The sequence below is a fragment of the Nonomuraea coxensis DSM 45129 genome (assembly GCF_019397265.1).
Taxonomy (GTDB): Bacteria; Actinomycetota; Actinomycetes; order Streptosporangiales; family Streptosporangiaceae; genus Nonomuraea; species Nonomuraea coxensis.
On record NZ_CP068985.1, the window covers coordinates 792972 to 811823 of the forward strand.

An 18852-nucleotide genomic window follows, 5' to 3' on the forward strand; every position below is an offset into this window, starting at 1 on the left:
CTGGGCGGGGTCCGGCCACTGGTACGGACCAGCGTCACCCGTCCGACGAGAAGGCGGTATCTCCAGTGAACATGAAGCTTGTGGGCGGCGCCGCTCTCAGCCTTGCCACGCTGCTGGTCCTGACCAGCTGCGGCTCGGGCGACGGCGGCAGCGGCAGCGGCGACCAGGCGTCCTCCGGCGGCGAGGTCACGCTCAAGATGGTCGCCGCCGACTACGGCGACGGGCCGGGCAAGCCGAACTCGGGTGAGACGTTCTGGAAGGGCGTCGTGGACGAGTTCCAGGCCGCGAACCCCGGCATCAAGGTCGACGTCCAGGTCATCAACTGGAACGACATCGACAAGCAGGTCGCCACCATGGTCCAGAACGGCCAGGTGCCCGACATCCTGCAGACCGGCGACTACTCCGGCTTCGTCAAGGACGGGCTGCTCTACAAGACCGACGAGGTCCTCTCCCCGAACGTCTCCGGCGACCTGCTGCAGAAGTTCGCCGACTTCGGCAAGGTGGACGGCACCGCGTACGGCATCCCGTTCGTCTCCTCCGCCCGCGCCATGTTCTACAACAAGGACCTGTTCAGCAAGGCCGGCATCAGCGAGCCCCCCAAGACCTGGGACGAGCTCAAGGCCGCCGCCGAGAAGCTGAAGGCGGCCGGCGTGACCCAGCCGTTCGGCCTGCCCCTCGGCCAGGAGGAGGCCCAGGGCGAGTCGTTCCTGTGGATGCTCGGCAACGGCGGTGGCTACAAGGACGCCTCCGGCAAGTGGGCCATCAACTCCCCGCAGAACGTCGAGACCTTCACCTACATGAAGGGCCTGGTCGACGCCGGCCTGACCACCCCCAACCCCGGCACCAAGGACCGCAAGACGGTCTGGGAGGACTTCGGCGCCGGCAAGGTCGGCATGGTCAACGGCGGCCCCATGTCGATCCCGATCTTCGACGCGGCCGGCCTGAAGAACTACGGCGTCGCGCCCATCCCCGGCAAGAGTGGGCCGCTCGACACCACGCTCGGCGTCATGGACTGGATCATGGCGTTCAACAAGAACGGCCACGCCGCCGAGATCAAGAAGTTCTTCGACTTCTTCTACACCGGCAACGCCGCGCAGAAGATCTCCGACACGTACAAGCTGCTGCCGGTCACCAACGGCGGCATCGAGAAGCTGTCGGGCGACGAGAAGCTGAAGCCGTTCCTGGACGCGCTGCCCAACGCCAGCTTCTACCCCTTCCAGGACCCGAAGTGGGCCGAGGTGAACCCGGCGATCAAGCAGACCATCGGCGGCGCCGTCAAGGAGGACCCGGCCAAGGTCCTCGGCGAGCTGCAGAAGGTCGCCGAGGCGGGCTGATCACGGCGGCCGGCCCGGCGCCCGTGACGGGCGCCGGGCCGCCTCCCGTGACGACGCTGTCCCACGTGGAAGGTCTTGCATGAGAAGGTTGCGCGCCCTCGAACCCCTCGCCTGGGTCGGGCCGGCCGTGGTGCTCATCGCGGTGGTCGTGCTCTGGCCGGTGATCGAGATGATCCGGTCGTCGTTCCTCAAGATCAGCCGGTTCGGCGTGGTCCAGGGCGGCAACGGGCTGGCGAACTACGAGAAGCTCGTCAACGAGAAGGACTTCGCGGACATCATGCTCCGCAGCGTGATCTGGGTGGTCGCGGTCGTCGTGCTCACCGTGCTGGTCTCGCTGGCCCTCGCCCAGCTGTTCAACCAGCACTTCCCGCTGCGCAAGGTGGCCCGCTGGGCGCTCATCGCGCCCTGGGCGGCGTCCGTGCTGATGACGGCGATCATCTTCAAGTGGATGCTCGACCCCGAAGTGGGCGTCATCAACCAGATCCGCCTCAAACTCGGGCTCATCGACGCCATGGGCGGCGCGGCGGCCGACCAGCTCGGCGACGCCTCCACGGCCATGCCGTGGCTGGTGTTCGTGGCCGTGTTCGTGTCGGTGCCGTTCACGACGTACGCGCTGCTCGCCGGCCTCGCCACCATCCCCGGCGACGTCTACGAGGCGGCCAGGATGGACGGGGCGGGGCGGCTGCGGACGTACTGGTCGATCACGCTGCCGCTGCTGCGCCCCGCGCTCACCGTGGCCGCGCTGATCAACGTGATGAACGTCTTCAACAGCTTCCCGATCATCTGGGCCATGACCCACGGGCAGCCCGGCTACTCCACGGCCACCTCGACGATCCTCATGTTCATCCTCAAGAGCTCCGACATCGGTGAGTCGGCCGCCATGTCCGTGGTCAACTTCGGCATGGTCGTCGTGCTGACCGTGATCTTCCTGCGGGTGTCGCGGTGGAACAAGGAGGTGGCGTGATGGCCGTCGGGACCGTGGCCCGCGGCGCCACCGTGCGCCACCTGCCCAGGCTCAAGACCGTGCTCGTCGCGGCCGCCGCCTACGTCATCGCGCTGATCTTCCTGTTCCCGTACGTGGTGATGCTGCTCACCTCGCTGCGCAGCCAGGACTCGCTGCGGGACGTGACGTTCTGGCCCGAGGAGTGGGTGTGGTCGAACCTCACCGGCTTCTGGACCAGCGGCCTCGCCGAGAACCTCTGGGTCACGATCAAGGTGGCCGCCGGCTCCACCGTGCTGGTGCTCCTGGTGGCGCTGCCCGCCGCCTACTACTCGGCCCGGCACCGCTTCAGGGGACGGACCGCGTTCCTCATCCTGGTGCTGATCACCCAGATGTTCCAGCCCACGGCCATGCTGGTCGGCATCTACCGCGAGTTCTACCAGTTCGGGCTGGTGGACTCGATCTGGTCGCTGATCCTCGTCAACGGCGGGTTCAACCTGGCGTTCGCGGTGTGGATCCTGAACGCCTACTTCGCCTCGATCCCCCGCGAACTGGAGGAGGCGGCCTTCATCGACGGCAACGGGCGCTTCGGCGCGCTGTTCCGCATCACGCTGCCGCTCGCCATGCCGGGGGTCATCACGGCACTGATCTTCACGTTCATCGCGGCGTGGAACGAGTTCGTGGTCGCGCTCACGCTGACCACGACGCCCGAGAAGCAGCCGCTCACCGTGGCGCTGAACTCCTTCATCGGGCAGTACCAGGTGGACTGGCAGAACCTGTTCGCCGGGTCGGTGATCGCCACGATCCCGGTGATCATCCTGTTCGCGCTGATCGAGCGCAAGGTCGTCGGCGGCCTGACCGCCGGATCGATCAAGTGAGGCGCGCGGGGGAGGCCCACCGGCCTCCCCCTGCCGCACTCAGCTCTGCGGGACGCGCGCCACGCAGAAGACCGTCTGGCCGAACGGCGGACGGAAGAACCGCTCGATGAGCCGCGTGAGCGGCACCACCGTACGGTCGTAGATCTTGACCAGGCGCGGGTCGGGATAGCCGACGCCGCCCCGGCGCACCGCCGCCCACCAGGCGATGCCGCCCAGGAAGTTGATCGGCTTGAGCACCTCGACGTCCAGGCCCGCCCGCGCGACCGTGGCGGCCAGCGTCTTCGGCGTGTAGCGCTGCACGTGGCCGACCTTGCGGTCGAAGTCGCCGTAGAGCTGCATGTAGCCCGGCACCCAGATGATGATCCGGCCGCCCGGCAGCGTCACCCGCGCCAGCGAACGCAGCGCCTCGGCGTCGTCCTCGATGTGCTCCAGGACGTTCATCAGCACGACGGTGTCGACCTTGTCCTCCAGCGGGATGTCGGTCGGCAGGCCGAACTGCAGCACGCCGATCTCGTCGCGCCCGGCGAAACGCTTCTCCAGCTGCTCGACGCAGTAGGGGTCGAAGTCGCTCACCACGAGCCGGTCGAGGCGCGGCAGGAACTGCTCGGCGAAGTGCCCGAGGCCCGAACCGATCTCCAGCATCGAGCGGCCCACGTAGGGGGCGACCATGTCGAACTCGTACTGCCGGTAGTTCTTGGCCTCGTCCCCACCGAGGTGGTTCTCCAGGGCCTCGTCACCGGCCGCCGGTTGCACTACACGGTCATACCCAGAAGACATAGTCCCGTTCCTTCAAGGGGGCACACGGATTGCCCGAGTCTAATGCCCCGATCAGCGGCAGGGGTCACGCGATCCGGCGCACGCACTTCCCTGCCGGGCCTGGTTTGCGGTGGAATCTGACTCGTCATGGACGACGACGAGGCGATCGCGCGCTCGCTCGACGGTGACCTGAACGCCTATGAGGCGCTGGTCGCCCGCTACAGCGCGCTCGCCCACCGTACCGCGTACCTGCTCGGCGCGGGGGACGAAGCCGAGGACGTCGTGCAGGAGGCGTTCGTCAAGGCGTTCAGGCACCTGGCGGGCTTCCGGCGGGACTCGCCGTTCCGCCCGTGGCTGCTGCGGATCGTGGCCAACGAGACGCACAACCTGACCCGGTCACGGGGGCGGCGCGCCGAGCTGACGCTCAGGCTGGGCGCGGCGGCGACCGACCGGGCGCCCGACGACCCCGAGGGGACGGCCGTCGCCACTGACCGGCGCGCCCGCCTGCTGGCCGCCGTCCGCGCACTGCCCGAGCGGGAACGCCGGGCCGTGGTGTGCCGGTACTTCTTACAGCTGACGGAGGCGGAGACGGCCCAGGTGCTGGACTGTCCGGTGGGCACCGTCAAGTCCAGCACCCATCGCGGGCTGGCGCGGCTGAGGGAGGAGGTGGGCAATGAACTCGCATGACGACAGGGACGACCCCAACCCGCCGGCCGCTCGGGACGCGCACCCTGACGCTCGCGACGCGCACCCCGACGCCGCGGACGCTCCCGACGCGCTGGAGGCCGAGCTGCTCGCCCTCGGCGCCCTGCTCGACGTGCCCGCCGCCCCGCCGGCCACCGACATCGCCGCCGCCGTCCGCACCCGCCTCACCCAACCCGACCCCGGCCTCCCCGACCCTGGGCGGCCCGACCCCGGGCGGCCCGCCGCGCCTGACCCCGGCCTGCCCGACCCTGACCTGGTTGCCGACCCGCCTGAGCCGGCGCGTGGGGCGCGTACCGGCCCTTCGCGGCGGGGGACGCGGGCGCGGAGGCGGCGGTGGGCCGTGGTGGTGGCCGTCGTGGCGGCGGTCGTGGCCGTCACCGCCGCCACCCCGCAGGGCCGGGCCGCCGTGGTGAAGATCCTCCGCTTCGCGGGCGTCGAGCTGCGGGTCTCCGACACCCCGCCGCCACCGCTCACCACCACCGCGCCGCTCCCCGGCGAACGCGCCGTGCCGCCGGAGGACCTGCCGTCCCTGGCCCGCTTCCCGGTACGCACCCCCGCCCGCCTCGGCCCCCCGCAGGCGGCCACGGTCTCCGACGGCGGCCGCGTGGCGTCGATGTTCTGGCCGGGCGGCATCCGCCTCGACCAGTTCGACGGCGAGATGGAGCCGTACTTCTTCAAGCAGCTCGGCCCGCCCTTCCCCGCCCATTTCGAGCTCGGCGGCGGCACGGACGGCTGGTGGATCGCCGGCGAGCACCCGCTCGGCCACCTCCGCCGCGTGGACGGCACCGTCGTGCCGCTCCGTCAGGCGGCGCCCACCCTCATCTGGACGAGCGGCGGCGTCAACCACCGCCTGGAGGGCGTACGCACCGCGGGCGAGGCCGTCGAGATCGCCCGCTCACTCCGGTGACGGCGACCCGGTGAGCCAGTCGTCGACGCCCTTCAGCAGTTCCTTGCGCACCGCCTCGGGCGCGGCCGACGAGCGCACCGACTGCCTGGCCAGCTCGGCGACCCCGGCGTCGGAGAACCCGTACGCCTCCCTGGCCAGCTCGTACTGCCGCAGCAGCCGGTCGCCGAACAGCAGCGGGTCGTCGGCCCCCAGCGCGATCGGCACCCCCGCGTCGAACAGCCGCCGCAGCGGCACGTCGGCGGCCCGCTCGGCCACCCCCAGCCCGACGTTGGAGGTCGGGCAGACCTCGCAGCAGATCTGCCGGTCGGCCAGGCGGCTCATCAGCCAGTCGTCCTCGGCCGCCCGCACGCCGTGCCCGACCCGGTCGGCCCCCAGGTCGTCCACGCACTGCTGGACGCTGCGCGGGCCCATCAGCTCGCCGCCGTGCGGCACGGCCAGCAGCCCGCCCCGCTTGGCGATCCTGAAGGCGCGTTCGAAGTCGCGGGCCTGGCCCCGGCGCTCGTCGTTGGACAGCCCGAAGCCGATGACCCCCTGGTCGCGGTACTGGAGGGCGAGCCTGGCCAGCGTGTTGGCGTCCAGCGGATGCCTGGTCCGGTTGGCGGCCACGATCACGGCGATGCCGACGCCGGAGTGCTCGGCGGCCTGCCGTACGGCGTCCAGCATCAGCTCCAGCGTGGCCGTCAGCCCGCCGAACCGCTGGGCGTAGCCGGACGGGTCCACCTGGATCTCCAGCCAGCGCGACCCGGCCGCCGCCTCGTCCTCGGCGGTCTCGCGCAGCAGCCGGTAGACGTGTTCCGGGCGGGTCAGGACGGACCGGGCGATGTCGTACAGCCGCTGGAACCTGAACCAGCCGCGCTCGTCGGTGGCCCGCAGCTTGGGCGGCCAGTCCTGCTCCAGCGCGTCGGGGAGGTGCAGCCCCTGGTCCCTGGCCAGCTCGATCAGCGTGGCATGCCGCATGGAACCGGTGAAGTGCAGGTGGAGATGTGCTTTCGGGAGCGTGACCAGGGGCTTCGGCATCTCCTCATCTTGCCATTGGCGCCACCATCGGATGGTTTAAAGAGGGGTAGGAGGCGGCCCGGGCGGGGGATCATCGGGGAATGATCCCCGAGGGGCGCGTGTACGGGCAGGGACGCGCGGACGGACCCGCGTCCGCGGACGGGCAGGGCCGGCGGGCGGCGCTGGCGGCGCTGGCGTTCGCGGTGACGGCGATGGCCATCTACGGGCTGTTCGCGTCAGGGTTCGGGCGGATACGCCCGCCCGCGCGGCCGGTGGAGCCCGCCGCCGCGGCCCAGGGCCCACCGGCCCCCGCCCCGTCGGCGCGCCCGGCACCGGCCGAGCCCGCGCCGGCCGCGCCCGTTCTCGCGGTGATCGCCGACGGCTTCTACCTCACCTACCTCCCCCCTGACCTGCGGCGCACCGGGGGAGGGACGCTCGGCCCCGGAGCGGGCGGCTGGGCGAGGTACGCCCCGGAGAAGCCGGAAGCGGCAGGTCCAGGAAGGTACGTCGAGGCGCGCGTCGAACGCGGCCCCGTCGCCGCAGACTGGTCGCGCTACCGCTCCCACGTCGCCGTGCTCAACGCCCGCGACACCCTCCTGCGAGGCAGGCCCGCCGTGGTCGGCCGCGACCCGCGCGGCGGCCGGACGATCGCCTGGCTGGAGCGCCCGGGCACAGGTCTGCGGGTCAGGGCCGGTGAATCCCTGGGTAAGGAACTCCTCGCAGTTGCCGCCTCGGTCAAGGCTCCTGTAGGAGACTAGAGCCCCTTCCCGTCCCGTTCCCGGGGTGTCCACACACGTCATGGGGGGTCCATGCGGCGTCTGGCGGCGGTGCTCCTCACGCTCGCGCTCTCCGGTTGCGCGCTTTCCGGCTGCGCGGGCGGCGGGGGCGCGGGCGGTGGCGAGGTCCCGGTGCCCCGCGCCTCCGACGGGTCCCCGTCCGCCGAGCAGGCCGGCAGCAGGGCGCTGACGCTGTCGTGCGGCGCCGCCTCCGAGGTCCGCCTGCCCGGCCTGGCCCGTCCGCTCGAACGCGCGGGCACCTTCTCCCGCCTGCCCGCGCTCACCCGGCCGCTCGCCGTGCACGGCCTGATCTGGAGCCAGAACGACGAGCGGCTGTACGTCGGCGTCGTGTGCGGTCCGCGTACCGCCGAGCAGTTCGTCACGCTGGTGGCGCACGCGCGGCTCACGGCCTGGGAGGGCCGGCCCGCCCTGCGCTGGACCACCCGTACGGGCGTGCGCAACCTCATGTGGCTGGAGCGCCCGGGCGTCGCGGTCTACGTCGGCGCGACGCCGGGGCTCGACGACGAGATCCTGCGGGTCGCCGCCGGGATCGGCTAGTCAGCGGGCCTCGGCCAGCAGCTTGCCCAGACGGCTGACGCCCTCGACCAGGTCGTCGTCGCCCAGCGCGTACGACAGCCGGAAGTATCCCGGCGTCCCGAACGCCTCCCCGGGCACCACCGCGACCTCGGCCTCCTCCAGGATCAGCTCCGCCAGCTCCGCGGACGTGCCCGGCCGCCGCCCCCGCAGCTCCTTGCCGACCAGCGCCTTGACCGACGGGTAGGCGTAGAACGCCCCCTTGGGCTCGGGGCACACCACGCCCGGGATGTCGTTGAGCATCCGCACCATCGTCCGCCGCCGCCGGTCGAAGGCCGCGCGCATCTCGGCCACCGCCGACAGATCGCCGGAGACCGCCGCCAGCGCGGCCATCTGGGAGACGTTGGAGACGTTGGAGGTGGCGTGCGACTGCAGGTTGGTGGCCGCCTTGACGACGTCGGACGGGCCGATCAGCCAGCCCACGCGCCAGCCGGTCATCGCGTACGTCTTGGCGACGCCGTTGAGAATCACGACCCGGTCGCCCAGCTCGGGGACGGCCGTGGCGATGCTGGTGAACTCGGCGCCGTCGTAGACCAGGTGCTCGTAGATCTCGTCGGTGATCACCCAGAGGCCGTGCTCGGCGGCCCACCGCCCGATCGCGACCGTCTGCTCGCGGGTGTGGACGGCGCCCGTCGGGTTGGACGGCGAGACGAACAGCAGCGCCTTCGTCCGCCCGGTGCGCGCCGCCTCGAGCTGCTCGACGCTCGCGAGGTAGCCGGTGGACTCGTCGGTGACCACGTCGACCTGCGTGCCGCCGGCCAGCTTGATCGCCTCGGGGTACGTCGTCCAGTAGGGCGCCACGACCAGCACCTCGTCGCCCGGGTCGAGCAGGGTGGCGAACGCCTCGTAGACGGCCTGCTTGCCGCCGTTGGTGACGAGCACCTGCGAGGGCTCGGCGGAGTAGCCGGAGTCGCGCCGCGTCTTGGCCGCGATGGCCTGCTTGAGCTCGGGCAGCCCGCCCGCCGGGGTGTACTTGTGGAAGCGCGGGTCGCGGGCCGCCTCGACCGCCGCCTCGACGATGTAGCCGGGCGTCGGGAAGTCGGGCTCGCCCGCGCCGAACCCGATGACCGGGCGCCCGGCGGCCTTCATGGCCTTCGCCTTGGCGTCGACGGCCAGTGTGGCGGACTCGGAAATCGCGGAGATCCTCGCGGAGATGCGGCGTCGGCTCGACATGGCTCCATCGTCGCACGACGCCTTGACCTGGGCGATCAGGTTTCGGTTCGACGTGCCGGGCAATCCCCCGTATGCTTCAGCTCGGTCCTTCCGCCGCATGTCGGCGAGCGGTTCGGTCCAGGCAGTGATTCAATCAGGGTAGTCTGGTTGATGACATAGGGCACTGGCGCAATTGGTAGCGCACCGGTCTCCAAAACCGGCGGTTGGGGGTTCGAGTCCCTCGTGCCCTGCGAGTGCGGTCCGCGCATGACAGGCGTGTAAGCGCGCCGCAGAACTGCGTTGGATACGACGAATTCAGGTGAGGACTGTGGCGATCGACACGCGCGGCGAGACCGCAGACAAGCCCAGTGGCGAGAAGAAGACGCGCACTTCACCTGCCCTCTTCTATCGGCAGGTCGTCAACGAGCTTCGTAAGGTCATCTGGCCGACACGCAAGGATCTGATCACCTACACCACGGTCGTTCTGATATTCGTTCTGATCATGGTTGGCATCGTCTACGGGCTCGACAGCGCTCTGGGATGGGCAGTGCTGAAGATCTTCGGCGGGGCCTGATCCAGACGCCGCCGGTCGACTGACGGAGTCGCCCTTCGATTCGACGAAAGAGGAAGAGTCACCGTGTCCGAGTCTTCATTTCCGGCGGACGAGTCTCGCGACGAGTGGGACGACGAGCTGGAAGAGGCCACTGAGGAGACCGCCGAGGCGGAGTCCGACGAGGCCGAGGCCGCGGGAAGCGACGAAGCGAGCGAGGCCGACGCCTCCGCCGCCGAGGACGCTTCGGCCCTTCCCGACGTCGACCCCGTCGAGGAGTTCAAGCAGTCCCTGCGCGGCCTGCCCGGCGAGTGGTACGTCATCCACTCCTACGCCGGTTACGAGAACCGCGTGAAGTCCAACATCGAGAGCCGCAACGTGTCGCTCAACATGGAGGACTACATCTACCAGGTCGAGGTGCCGACGCACACCGTCCAGGAGTTCAAGAGCGGCAAGAAGGTGCCGGTCAAGGAGCGCGTGCTGCCCGGCTACGTCCTGGTGCGCATGGAGCTGACCGACGAGTCCTGGGCCGCGGTGCGCAACACCCCCGGCGTCACCGGCTTCGTCGGCCTGTCCAACAAGCCGAGCCCGCTCAGCCTCGACGAGGTCGCCAAGCTGCTCGCGCCCGAGCCGACCGAGGAGACCAAGAAGGCGGCCACCAAGACCGCCGCGGGCCCCACGGTCGAGTTCGAGATCGGCGAGTCGGTCACGGTCATGGACGGCCCGTTCGCCACCCTGCCGGCCTCGGTGAGCGAGATCAGCCCCGAGTCGCAGAAGCTCAAGGTGCTCGTCTCGATCTTCGGCCGGGAGACTCCGGTGGAGCTGTCGTTCAACCAGGTCTCGAAGATCTAGGTCGATCACCTACACTTAGACGTTCGGACTGGCCGCCTGCGCTGTCGGGCGGCCTCCGACATGTCAGGGCCGCATCCGCCGCCCGGCATCGCATCACAATCCAGGACCCGGAGAAGGACACATGCCTCCGAAGAAGAAAATCGCCGCGTTGGTGAAGGTCCAGCTCCCCGCTGGCCAGGCCACCCCGGCACCGCCGGTGGGTACCGCCCTCGGTCCCCACGGCGTCAACATCATGGACTTCGTCAAGCAGTACAACGCTGCGACGGAGGCTCAGCGGGGCAACATCATCCCCGTCGAGATCACCATTTTCGAGGACCGCAGCTTCACCTTCGTCACGAAGACGCCGCCGGCCCCCGAGCTGATCAAGAAGGCCCTCGGCCTCGACAAGGGCAGCGCGGTCCCGCACCGTGACAAGGTCGGCAAGCTGAGCCGCGAGCAGCTGCGCAGCATCGCCGAGACCAAGATGCCCGACCTCAACGCCAACGACATCGAGGCGGCCGAGAAGATCATCGCCGGCACCGCCCGGTCGATGGGCATCACGATCGCCGAGTAACACCCCTTCCCAGACGTCGTGGGAGGGCCGCCGCGACGGCGACGGCCCGAGTACCACTAGGAGTACGCATGAAGCGCAGCAAAGCGCACAAGGACGCGGCGGCCAAGGTCGACCGCGACAAGCTCTACACCCCGGTCCAGGCCGCCAAGCTCGCCAAGGAGACGTCGACCACCAAGTTCGACGCCACCGTCGAGGTCGCGCTGCGGCTGGGCGTCGACCCTCGCAAGGCAGACCAGATCGTGCGCGGCACGGTCAACCTTCCGCACGGCACCGGCAAGACCGCCCGGGTCCTGGTCTTCGCGACCGGTGACCGTGCCGAGGCTGCCCGCGAGGCGGGCGCCGACATCGTCGGCGCCGACGAGCTGATCGACGAGATCTCCAAGGGCAACCGGCTCAACGAGTTCGACGCCGTGGTGGCCACGCCCGACATGATGGGCAAGGTCGGCCGCCTGGGCCGCGTGCTCGGCCCGCGTGGCCTCATGCCCAACCCGAAGACCGGCACCGTGACGCCCGACGTCGCGAAGGCCGTCACGGAAATCAAGGGCGGCAAGATCGAGTTCCGCACCGACCGGCAGGCCAACCTGCACTTCATCATCGGCAAGACGTCCTTCGGCGAGCGCCAGCTCCTGGAGAACTACGCTGCCGCGCTGGACGAGGTGCTGCGTCTCAAGCCGTCGGCCGCCAAGGGCCGCTACCTGAAGAAGGTCACCTTCTCCACGACGATGGGTCCGGGCGTTCCGGTCGACCCCAACGTCACCCGCGGCATCACCGCCGACCTGGCCGAGTAACCGACCGGCCGGCCGCACGTTTTCACGAAAGAGCCCCGCCCGTTTCGTACGGGCGGGGCTCTTTTGGGTCGTGGGGGGGATTGTCGTGTCCGGGCGGGCTGTTGCCGCGTCTGTGCGACCCTGCCGGCCGGCTTGTGCGTCATGTCCCCTGCGGGCCCGGTGGCGGCGGCCCTCCACGACGCCCCCGGGCCGCTGCGCGCCCCCTTGTGTCCCTGTGCGGCCCCGCGCGCGGGCCTGCTTCGCGCCCTCCAGGGCCCTGTATCCGCCCCCTGGGAGCCGCCCAGGACCGCGTTCCGCCGGGGAGGGGCGCTTTCTCCGGTGGGTTTCTTTGCGTTGGCAGGGTTGGGGGGTTGTGAAGGAGCTGTGCAGAGTGTGTGGGGGAGAACCCTGGGTTTTCCCCGAATTGTGCGGGGAAGCCGCTACTATCCCGGATCGCAAACGTAGGGTCAAGACATGCTGAAGCGCAGGATAAGTCTCGCCGCGGCCGGAGCCGCGTTCGTCGTGGCCGCGGTTGCCGGTTGTGGCTCGACCGCCCAACCCATCCAGGTCAACTTGGCGGCCTCTGAGGTCCTGGCGCAGGCCGCGCAGAAGACCGCCGAGGTCACCAGCTACACCGTCGACGCCGTCGTCAACGCCTCCGGCGCCCAGGAGGGCAACGGCCGGGTGCAGGGCCGCATGCTCTACCAGAGCAAGCCCGAGCTCGCCGTGGACCTCACGCTGGACACCGTGGACATGGGCGGTCAGAGCCTGCCGGGCGGCGTCCGCGCCGTGCTGCAGGGCGACACCGTCTACGTCAAGGTCGAGGCGCTGAACAAGATGCTCGGCGCCACCAAGCCGTGGATCAAGGTCTCGCTGAACGAGGTCGGCGACCGTACCGCGGTCGACCAGTACCTCGCCCAGATCCAGCAGTTCGACCTGGCCAGCGTCACCAAGCTCGTCACGGCCTCCAAGGACGTGAAGCAGGCCGGCACCGAGACCGTCAACGGCGAGGACACCACCCACTACAGCGGCACCTTCCCGGTGGAGGCGGCCGTGCTGCTGCTGCCGGCCGACCGGCAGGAGCAGGCGCGCTCGCACCTGTCCGAGCTCAAGGACGTCGCGTTCGACGTGTGGGTCGCGGCCGACGGCCTGCCCCGCAAGCTCGCGCTGAACGGCCAGAAGGACGGCGCCAAGCTGGACGCCACGCTGTTCTTCAAGGACTACAACAAGCCCGTCACCATCCAGGCCCCGGCCGCCGACCAGGTCGGCGAGATGCCGGAGACCACGACCAACTAGGAGCCATCTCCGAGAACGATTTGGAAACTCGGCGGCCAGCACGTACTCTGGTCGTTGCCGAAGACCGCCGGTCGTCGTCAGGTGCTCACATCCTGGCGACCGAAGGTTCCACGTCTTGTGGACGACCCGCGCAGGTGTGATGCGAGTTTCCCCGCATGGTCATCCATGCGCGTGAGCCCCGTGTGCGCCCCTGCGCCCGGGGCTGTTCTCATTTCAGGACGCCTTCGCCGGCGGCACATCTGGAAGGAGGCCCATGGCGAGGGCGGATAAGGCGACGGCTGTTGCCGAGCTCAAGAACGAGTTCGAAGGTAGCGCCGCCGCCGTTCTGACCGAGTACCGCGGTCTCACCGTCGCGCAGCTCAAGGACCTGCGCAAGTCTCTCGGTGAGAATGCGAAGTTCGCCGTGGCGAAGAACACCCTGACCAAGATCGCGGCCAACGAGGCCGGCGTGACGGGTCTGGACGACCTGCTGGTCGGCCCCACCGCCGTCGCCTTCGTCAAGGGCGACGTCGTCGAGGCGGCCAAGGGTCTGCGTGACTTCGCCAAGGCCAATCCCCTTCTGGTGATCAAGGGCGGCGTGCTCGAGGGCAAGACGCTCGACGCCACCGAGATCACCAAGCTCGCCGACCTCGAGTCCCGCGAGGTCCTCCTCGCGAAGCTTGCCGGTGCGCTCAAGGCGAAGCAGAGCGCCGCTGCCGCGATGTTCGCCGCGCTGCCCACGCAAATGGCTCAGCTGGTCGAAGCCCTTCGCGCGAAGCGCGAAGAAGCGGGCGAGTAACACGGGGGTTGCCGCACCCACCGCGGTCCCGTTCCTAGTTTTCAGCAAGTCCTAAACGTAAGGAAACGCATCATGGCGAAGCTCAGCAACGACGAGCTCATCGACGCTTTCAAGGAGATGACCCTCCTCGAGCTCTCCGAGTTCGTGAAGCAGTTCGAGGACATCTTCGACGTCAAGGCCGCCGCCCCCGTCGCGGTTGCCGCCGCCCCGGCCGCCGGTGGCGGCGCTGAGGCCCCCGCCGCCGAGGAGCAGGACGAGTTCGACGTCATCCTCGAGGCCGCCGGCGACAAGAAGATCCAGGTCATCAAGGAGATCCGCGCCCTGACGTCCCTGGGCCTCAAGGAGGCCAAGGACCTGGTGGACGGCGCTCCGAAGCCGGTCTTCGACGGCAAGGTCAACAAGGAGCAGGCGGAGAAGGCCAAGGCCGCCCTTGAGGGCGCCGGCGCGACCGTCACCGTCAAGTAAGACGGCTGGAGCTCCTGGCTCGACGCTGAAGGGGCGGAGGACATCCTGGTGCCGGATGTCCGCCGCCCCTTTTCGTGTGCCTGGGGGTCAGAGCCGGCTCTGGATGCCGTCGAGGATGAGGTCGAGGCCGAGCTCGAACTGGGCGTCGAAGTCGTCGACGCGCACCTGGGCCCGTTCGGCGAGCTGGGGGCGGTGCCGTTCCAGATGGCGCGCGGTCCGTTCGCGCAGCTCGGTCTCGGCCTGTGGGGTGCGGACGACGGCCCGCCAGGTGTTCTCGGCGGCGACGAATCCGTTGACGTAGGACGACAGGGTCCCGACGGCGGCGACCAGCTCCGGCCCGGACAGGCCGGCCTCGGACAGGGCGGCGTAGAAGCGTTCGGAGCGGCTCAGGGCGTTGGGGCCGAGGAGCGGGCGGGTGGCGGTGAGGGCGGGGGCCCACGGGTGCCGCCGCATGACCTGCCTGCTCCGGGTGAGCTGGGCGGTCAGCAGGTCGCGCCAGGATGCGTGCTCGCGCACCTCGACCTCGCCGATCACCTCGTCGAGTGCCAGGTCGAGCACGTCCTCCTTGCTTGTGACGTACTCGTAGAGTGACATCGTGCCGGCTCGCAGGCGGGCGGCCAGGGCGCGCATGGAGAAGCCGGCGACGCCCTCCGCGTCGAGCAGGGCGACGGCCGCCTCGACGATGCGCGCGCGGGACAGGCGCGGCTTGCGCGGGCGTTCGTCGTCGTCGCGCAACCAGATCGACTCCGGCATCCACCCTCCGGCCGTGCACTGTACGGAAAACCGTACGGCTAGCTTACGCGCCATGACCGAACCGCACTGGACGCACGAGTACGCGCTGCTCGCGCTGCGGCTGAACCGCCTGATGGGCGGCGGCGCGCTCATCTACCGAGGCCCTCAGGAGTGGCACGACCAGGTCGAGGCCGAGGCCCCCGCCGCCCCCGGCCGCCTGGCCGGCGACGCCGACCGGCTGCTGGAACGTCCGCCGTCCCCCTACCTTGCCGCCCAGGTGTCCGCGATGCGGGCGGTCGCCCGCTATCTGGACGGCGAGCGGCTGCCCCTCACCGCGTACGCGCGGCAGGTCCTGGGGCTGGAGCCGCGATGGCTGCCGGAGTCGCTGTTCGAGCAGGCGCACGACCGGCTCGACAGGGCACTGCCGAAGACGCCGGGGCCGTTGTCCGGCCGCCTGCACGCCTGGCAGGCCGCGCACACCCTGCACGCCGTCGAACGCCTGCCCGCCCTGGTCGCCAAGGCGGTGGCCGAGTGCCGCCGGCGGACCGGCGAGATCATCCCGCTCCCTCCCGGCGAGGTCGTCGACTGCCTGCTCGTCCGGGACACGCACTTCCACGCGGCCGGTGCCTACCAGGGCGAGCTGAGGTCGGCGATCCACATCAACGTCTCGATCCCCTTCAACCTCGCCGACCTGCTGTACGTCGTCGCGCACGAGGGACATCCCGGGCACATCGCGGAGTCGATGCTCAAGGAGGCCCGCGCCGACCAGCGCGTACGGTTCATGCTGTCCCCGTCGTTCCTGCTCAGCGAGGGGCTGGGGCTGCTGGCCGAGGAGATCGTCTTCCCCGGTGACGAGGCCCAGGAATGGCTCAACGTCCACGTCCTTCCCGAATGCGGCATCCGCCCGGACGGGAGCGACTTCGCGGCGATCCATGGGGCCAGGAACGTGTTGTGGGGCGTCTGGGGCAACGCCATGCTGATGGCCGTCGAAGGGCGCGAGGAGGCGGAGGTGGGGGCGTACCTGGCCCGCTGGGCGCTGTACGACGACCGGGAGGTGGCGACGGCGCTGGCGGGGCTCAAGCCGTCGGCCGCCAGCCCGTACATCTTCGGATATTTCCACGGATGGGAGCTGTTGCGGCCCTGGGTCACCGGCGCCGACCGGGTCCGCCGCCTCCTCACCGAGCAACTCCTCCCCGGCGACGTGTCCTCCTGACACGTCCGGTCCGGGCCGCGACGGGCGGCCGGCCCGGCCCGCGACCCCTTACTGGACCTGAGGTCTCATAGCCGCTTCCCAAGCGGCCGCGCCCCCGTTACGGTGAGGCCATCGTTCGCGACTGGGAGGTGGCCGGTGGGCGTCGAGGTCGTCGTGGAAGGGCTCACCAAGTCGTTCGGGCGCCAGGTCATCTGGGAGGACGTCTCCTTCACCCTCCCGGCCGGGCAGATCTCCGTGCTGCTCGGCCCGTCCGGCACCGGCAAGTCGGTCTTCCTCAAGACGCTGGTCGGCCTGCTCAGGCCCGACCGCGGCCACATCTGGATCGACGGCCACGACCTGGCCAACTGTCCCGAGCGCAAGCTCTACGAGCTGCGACGGCTGTTCGGGGTGCTCTTCCAGGACGGCGCGCTGTTCGGCTCGCTCAACCTCTACGACAACATCGCCTTCCCGCTCCGCGAGCACACGAAGAAGAGCGAGTCGCAGATCCGCGACATCGTCATGGAGAAGATCGAGCTGGTCGGCCTGCGGGGTGCGGAGGGCAAGCTGCCGGGCGAGATCTCCGGCGGCATGCGCAAGCGGGCCGGGCTGGCCAGGGCGCTCGTGCTGGAGCCCGAGATCATCCTGTTCGACGAGCCGGACTCCGGTCTCGACCCCGTACGCACCGCGCTGCTCAACCAGCTCATCGTGGACCTCAACGCGGAGGTCGAGGCCACGTTCCTGATCGTGACGCACGACATCAACACCGCCCGTACCGTCCCGGACAGCATCGGGATGCTCTTCCGGCGCGAACTGGTGATGTTCGGTCCGCGCGAGATGCTGCTGTCGAGCGACGAGCCGGTGGTGCGGCAGTTCCTCAACGCCCGGCGGCACGGCCCCATCGGCATGTCCGAGGAGAAGGACCTGTCCGAGCTCGAGGCCGAGGCTCAGCTCGGGCACGACCCCGGCGTGCTGCCGCCGATCCCGCCGCAGCTCATGCCGACCGGCAACCGTGTCCGCCGCACCCAGCAGCCGCCCGGAGCGTGGCTGGCGGCGAACGGCGTGATCCCGCCGCAGGGCTCGTTCGTGGACGAGCGCGGGCGCAACTGGCTGGAGGAGTACCCCCGTCTGGTCAACGCCCACCTGCACGGCGTCCAGTAGCCCGGCCGGGAACGGCGGCCCTGCCCGGACCAGCAAGTCCGGCCGTCCGCTGTTCCGCCCGCAGCGGCCGCCTCAGGGCCGTCTGGGGGCATTTTACGGACACATCCACCTTTGCTCCCGTTATCACACCGGCTCGGTCGTTCACCGGACTCCGGGAGCGGCCGCCGCGTTATGATCCGGCGGTCTGGGAGGGGTGAGCAGTCATGACATCGCTGGGCGTCCGTTCCGCGCGCATCGTGATCGCGGTGCTCGGCGGGCTGCTGGCGGTGCTCGTGGGCACGGGCGCCTGGATCGCCGCCGAGGCCCGCGACGAGCAGGGCAGGGCGGGCGACCGCGAGGCCGTGCTGCTGGCCGCCGGCGCCCACGCCAGGAACCTCGTCTCGCTCGACTACCGCACCGTGGACGCCGACCTGCAGCGCATCCTCGACACCTCCACGGGCCCGGCGAGAGCCGAGTACGTGAGCACCGCCGCCAAGCTGAAGTCCACCACCGTGGAGAGCAAGGTCGTCCAGACCGGCGTGCTGCGCGCCACGGGCCTGGTCTCGCTGACCGGCGGCAAGGCAAAGGCGCTCGCGGTCGCCGACGTGGAGATCCACTGGGACGGATCGGACAGCCCGGCGCAGGAGCGTTACTACCGCTGGTCGATGGAGCTGGAGAAGGTCGGCGGCGTCTGGCTGGTGTCGAAGGCGGTGCAGGTGCTGTGAGGATGTTCGCGATCGCGCTGCTGGGCGTCCTGGTGGCGGTGGCCGCCGTGCTGGTGCCGACGATGTGGTTCAACCTGCGCGACCTGCGGGAGGCCGACGCGGCCGGCGACTCCGCGATGGCCGCCGCCCGGCAGGTCGCCCCCCAGTTGCTCTCCTACGACTACCGCACGATCGAGCAGGACCTCGCGCGGGCCGGCGGATACACCACCGGCGAGCTCACCCGGCACTACAAGGAGCTGGCCACCAGCCTGGTGACCCGGGCCAAGGCGGAGAAGATGGTCAGGACCGCCTCCGTGGCGGGGGCGGCGGTGGAGCGCGCGGAACCCGACCGGGTCGAGGTTCTGCTGTTCGTGAACATGGGTACGGTCAGACAGGTGCCCGGTCAGGCCGGGCCGCAGCAGCAGGTGGCACAGAACCGCGCCAGGCTCGTCATGGTCCGCCAGGGTGAGCGCTGGCTGGCCGCCGATCTTTCCACGCTCCTGGGGAGCGCGTGAGGCCCGCCGCGGGGCCGATGACCTGCGCCTGGAGCCGCCGGGCGCGCCGTCGGGTTCAATTGTTACCAAAAATCTGGTTTAGCGCCGTCCATGGCGGGGGTAATCCAGTCACAGCTACACCGGTAGTCGGCATGGGTTCGACCCCCGGTGTGACGGAGCGTTAACCGCCCCCGTTCGCGGGTATCGTCTTGGGCCATGGCGGTAGGCGATCTGTCGCGCAGGGGAGAAAACCCAGCGTCCGGGCCCCGAACCGGCTATTAGTCGGGCTCGCGG

22 protein-coding genes and 1 tRNA gene are annotated in these 18852 nt (G+C 70.1%); 19 read left to right on the forward strand and 4 right to left on the reverse strand.

The window, feature by feature from the left end; all coding sequences use genetic code 11:
* The first annotated feature begins 71 nt into the window (after positions 1 to 71).
* From Nocox_RS04140 to Nocox_RS04150, 3 genes are all read left to right on the forward strand, one after another.
* Positions 72 to 1334: an extracellular solute-binding protein gene (locus Nocox_RS04140; RefSeq protein WP_033409972.1), complete on the forward strand. Its 1263-nt coding sequence runs from the start codon at positions 72 to 74 to the stop codon at positions 1332 to 1334.
* A 79-nt stretch (positions 1335 to 1413) separates the two neighbouring features.
* Positions 1414 to 2298, forward strand: a complete 885-nt coding sequence (locus Nocox_RS04145) for a carbohydrate ABC transporter permease (RefSeq protein ID WP_063711656.1) — start codon at positions 1414 to 1416, stop codon at positions 2296 to 2298.
* Positions 2298 to 3152 carry a carbohydrate ABC transporter permease gene (locus Nocox_RS04150; RefSeq protein WP_020544869.1) on the forward strand — a complete coding sequence of 285 codons (855 nt, stop codon included), beginning with the start codon at positions 2298 to 2300 and terminating at the stop codon, positions 3150 to 3152. The genes Nocox_RS04145 and Nocox_RS04150 overlap by 1 nt, the downstream gene beginning before the upstream one ends.
* Before the next feature lie 39 nt (positions 3153 to 3191).
* Here Nocox_RS04150 and Nocox_RS04155 read toward each other — a convergent pair whose 3' ends face one another.
* Positions 3192 to 3905, reverse strand: coding sequence for a class I SAM-dependent methyltransferase (locus Nocox_RS04155; protein ID WP_020544870.1), 714 nt, complete (start codon positions 3903 to 3905; stop codon positions 3192 to 3194).
* A gap of 150 nt (positions 3906 to 4055) precedes the next feature.
* Between Nocox_RS04155 and Nocox_RS04160 the strand changes: the two genes are divergently transcribed.
* Positions 4056 to 4595 (forward strand): RNA polymerase sigma factor, encoded by a 540-nt coding sequence (locus tag Nocox_RS04160; RefSeq protein ID WP_020544871.1) that lies wholly within the window; start codon positions 4056 to 4058, stop codon positions 4593 to 4595.
* Positions 4582 to 5520, forward strand: coding sequence for a hypothetical protein (locus Nocox_RS04165; RefSeq protein ID WP_020544872.1), 939 nt, complete (start codon positions 4582 to 4584; stop codon positions 5518 to 5520). Before Nocox_RS04160 ends, Nocox_RS04165 begins: the two co-directional genes overlap by 14 nt.
* Here the strand turns inward: Nocox_RS04165 and Nocox_RS04170 are convergent.
* Positions 5509 to 6537, reverse strand: coding sequence for an adenosine deaminase (locus tag Nocox_RS04170; RefSeq protein ID WP_020544873.1), 1029 nt, complete (start codon positions 6535 to 6537; stop codon positions 5509 to 5511). The two genes, Nocox_RS04165 and Nocox_RS04170, sit on opposite strands and share 12 nt — an antisense overlap.
* Before the next feature lie 80 nt (positions 6538 to 6617).
* Here Nocox_RS04170 and Nocox_RS04175 point away from each other — a divergent pair, with 80 nt between their 5' ends.
* Both Nocox_RS04175 and Nocox_RS04180 read left to right on the forward strand, forming a co-directional pair.
* Entirely contained in the window at positions 6618 to 7274 is a 657-nt protein-coding gene (locus Nocox_RS04175) for a hypothetical protein (RefSeq protein WP_026214688.1), read from the forward strand.
* A gap of 51 nt (positions 7275 to 7325) precedes the next feature.
* Positions 7326 to 7850, forward strand: coding sequence for a hypothetical protein (locus tag Nocox_RS04180; protein WP_020544874.1), 525 nt, complete (start codon positions 7326 to 7328; stop codon positions 7848 to 7850).
* Here Nocox_RS04180 and Nocox_RS04185 read toward each other — a convergent pair whose 3' ends face one another.
* Complete coding sequence (locus Nocox_RS04185; protein ID WP_033409981.1) at positions 7851 to 9059, reverse strand: pyridoxal phosphate-dependent aminotransferase; 1209 nt, start codon at positions 9057 to 9059, stop codon at positions 7851 to 7853.
* Between the two features lie 157 nt (positions 9060 to 9216).
* On the opposite strand from Nocox_RS04185, the gene Nocox_RS04190 reads away from it, so the two are divergent.
* The 8 genes from Nocox_RS04190 to rplL all read left to right on the forward strand — a co-directional run bounded on the left by Nocox_RS04190 (position 9217) and on the right by rplL (position 14299).
* Positions 9217 to 9289, forward strand: a tRNA-Trp gene (locus tag Nocox_RS04190).
* 77 nt (positions 9290 to 9366) lie between these two features.
* On the forward strand, positions 9367 to 9612 hold the full coding sequence (secE, locus tag Nocox_RS04195) for a preprotein translocase subunit SecE (protein ID WP_026214690.1): 246 nt from the start codon (positions 9367 to 9369) through the stop codon (positions 9610 to 9612).
* Positions 9613 to 9675: 63 nt separating this feature from the next.
* Positions 9676 to 10440, forward strand: coding sequence for a transcription termination/antitermination protein NusG (nusG, locus tag Nocox_RS04200; protein WP_020544878.1), 765 nt, complete (start codon positions 9676 to 9678; stop codon positions 10438 to 10440).
* 121 nt (positions 10441 to 10561) lie between these two features.
* On the forward strand, positions 10562 to 10993 hold the full coding sequence (gene rplK, locus Nocox_RS04205) for a 50S ribosomal protein L11 (RefSeq protein ID WP_020544879.1): 432 nt from the start codon (positions 10562 to 10564) through the stop codon (positions 10991 to 10993).
* 68 nt (positions 10994 to 11061) lie between these two features.
* Positions 11062 to 11781: a 50S ribosomal protein L1 gene (gene rplA, locus Nocox_RS04210; protein WP_020544880.1), complete on the forward strand. Its 720-nt coding sequence runs from the start codon at positions 11062 to 11064 to the stop codon at positions 11779 to 11781.
* Positions 11782 to 12234: 453 nt separating this feature from the next.
* Complete coding sequence (locus tag Nocox_RS04215) at positions 12235 to 13056, forward strand: SCO4651 family lipoprotein (RefSeq protein ID WP_063711657.1); 822 nt, start codon at positions 12235 to 12237, stop codon at positions 13054 to 13056.
* A gap of 253 nt (positions 13057 to 13309) precedes the next feature.
* Positions 13310 to 13834 (forward strand): 50S ribosomal protein L10, encoded by a 525-nt coding sequence (gene rplJ, locus Nocox_RS04220; RefSeq protein ID WP_020544882.1) that lies wholly within the window; start codon positions 13310 to 13312, stop codon positions 13832 to 13834.
* A 72-nt stretch (positions 13835 to 13906) separates the two neighbouring features.
* Positions 13907 to 14299: a 50S ribosomal protein L7/L12 gene (gene rplL / locus Nocox_RS04225; RefSeq protein WP_020544883.1), complete on the forward strand. Its 393-nt coding sequence runs from the start codon at positions 13907 to 13909 to the stop codon at positions 14297 to 14299.
* 87 nt (positions 14300 to 14386) lie between these two features.
* On the opposite strand, the gene Nocox_RS04230 is transcribed toward rplL, so the two are convergent.
* Positions 14387 to 15052 (reverse strand): TetR/AcrR family transcriptional regulator, encoded by a 666-nt coding sequence (locus Nocox_RS04230; RefSeq protein WP_020544884.1) that lies wholly within the window; start codon positions 15050 to 15052, stop codon positions 14387 to 14389.
* A 52-nt stretch (positions 15053 to 15104) separates the two neighbouring features.
* Between Nocox_RS04230 and Nocox_RS04235 the strand changes: the two genes are divergently transcribed.
* The 4 genes from Nocox_RS04235 (at position 15105) to Nocox_RS04250 (ending at position 18579) form a co-directional block, all read left to right on the forward strand.
* Entirely contained in the window at positions 15105 to 16244 is a 1140-nt protein-coding gene (locus Nocox_RS04235) for a hypothetical protein (RefSeq protein ID WP_020544885.1), read from the forward strand.
* 135 nt (positions 16245 to 16379) lie between these two features.
* Positions 16380 to 17381, forward strand: a complete 1002-nt coding sequence (locus tag Nocox_RS04240; protein ID WP_020544886.1) for an ABC transporter ATP-binding protein — start codon at positions 16380 to 16382, stop codon at positions 17379 to 17381.
* Positions 17382 to 17584: 203 nt separating this feature from the next.
* Positions 17585 to 18085 carry a hypothetical protein gene (locus Nocox_RS04245; RefSeq protein ID WP_020544887.1) on the forward strand — a complete coding sequence of 167 codons (501 nt, stop codon included), beginning with the start codon at positions 17585 to 17587 and terminating at the stop codon, positions 18083 to 18085.
* A gap of 2 nt (positions 18086 to 18087) precedes the next feature.
* The gene (locus tag Nocox_RS04250) at positions 18088 to 18579 is read left to right on the forward strand and encodes a hypothetical protein (protein ID WP_020544888.1); all 492 of its coding nucleotides are present in this window, start codon (positions 18088 to 18090) and stop codon (positions 18577 to 18579) included.
* Positions 18580 to 18852: the final 273 nt, after the last annotated feature.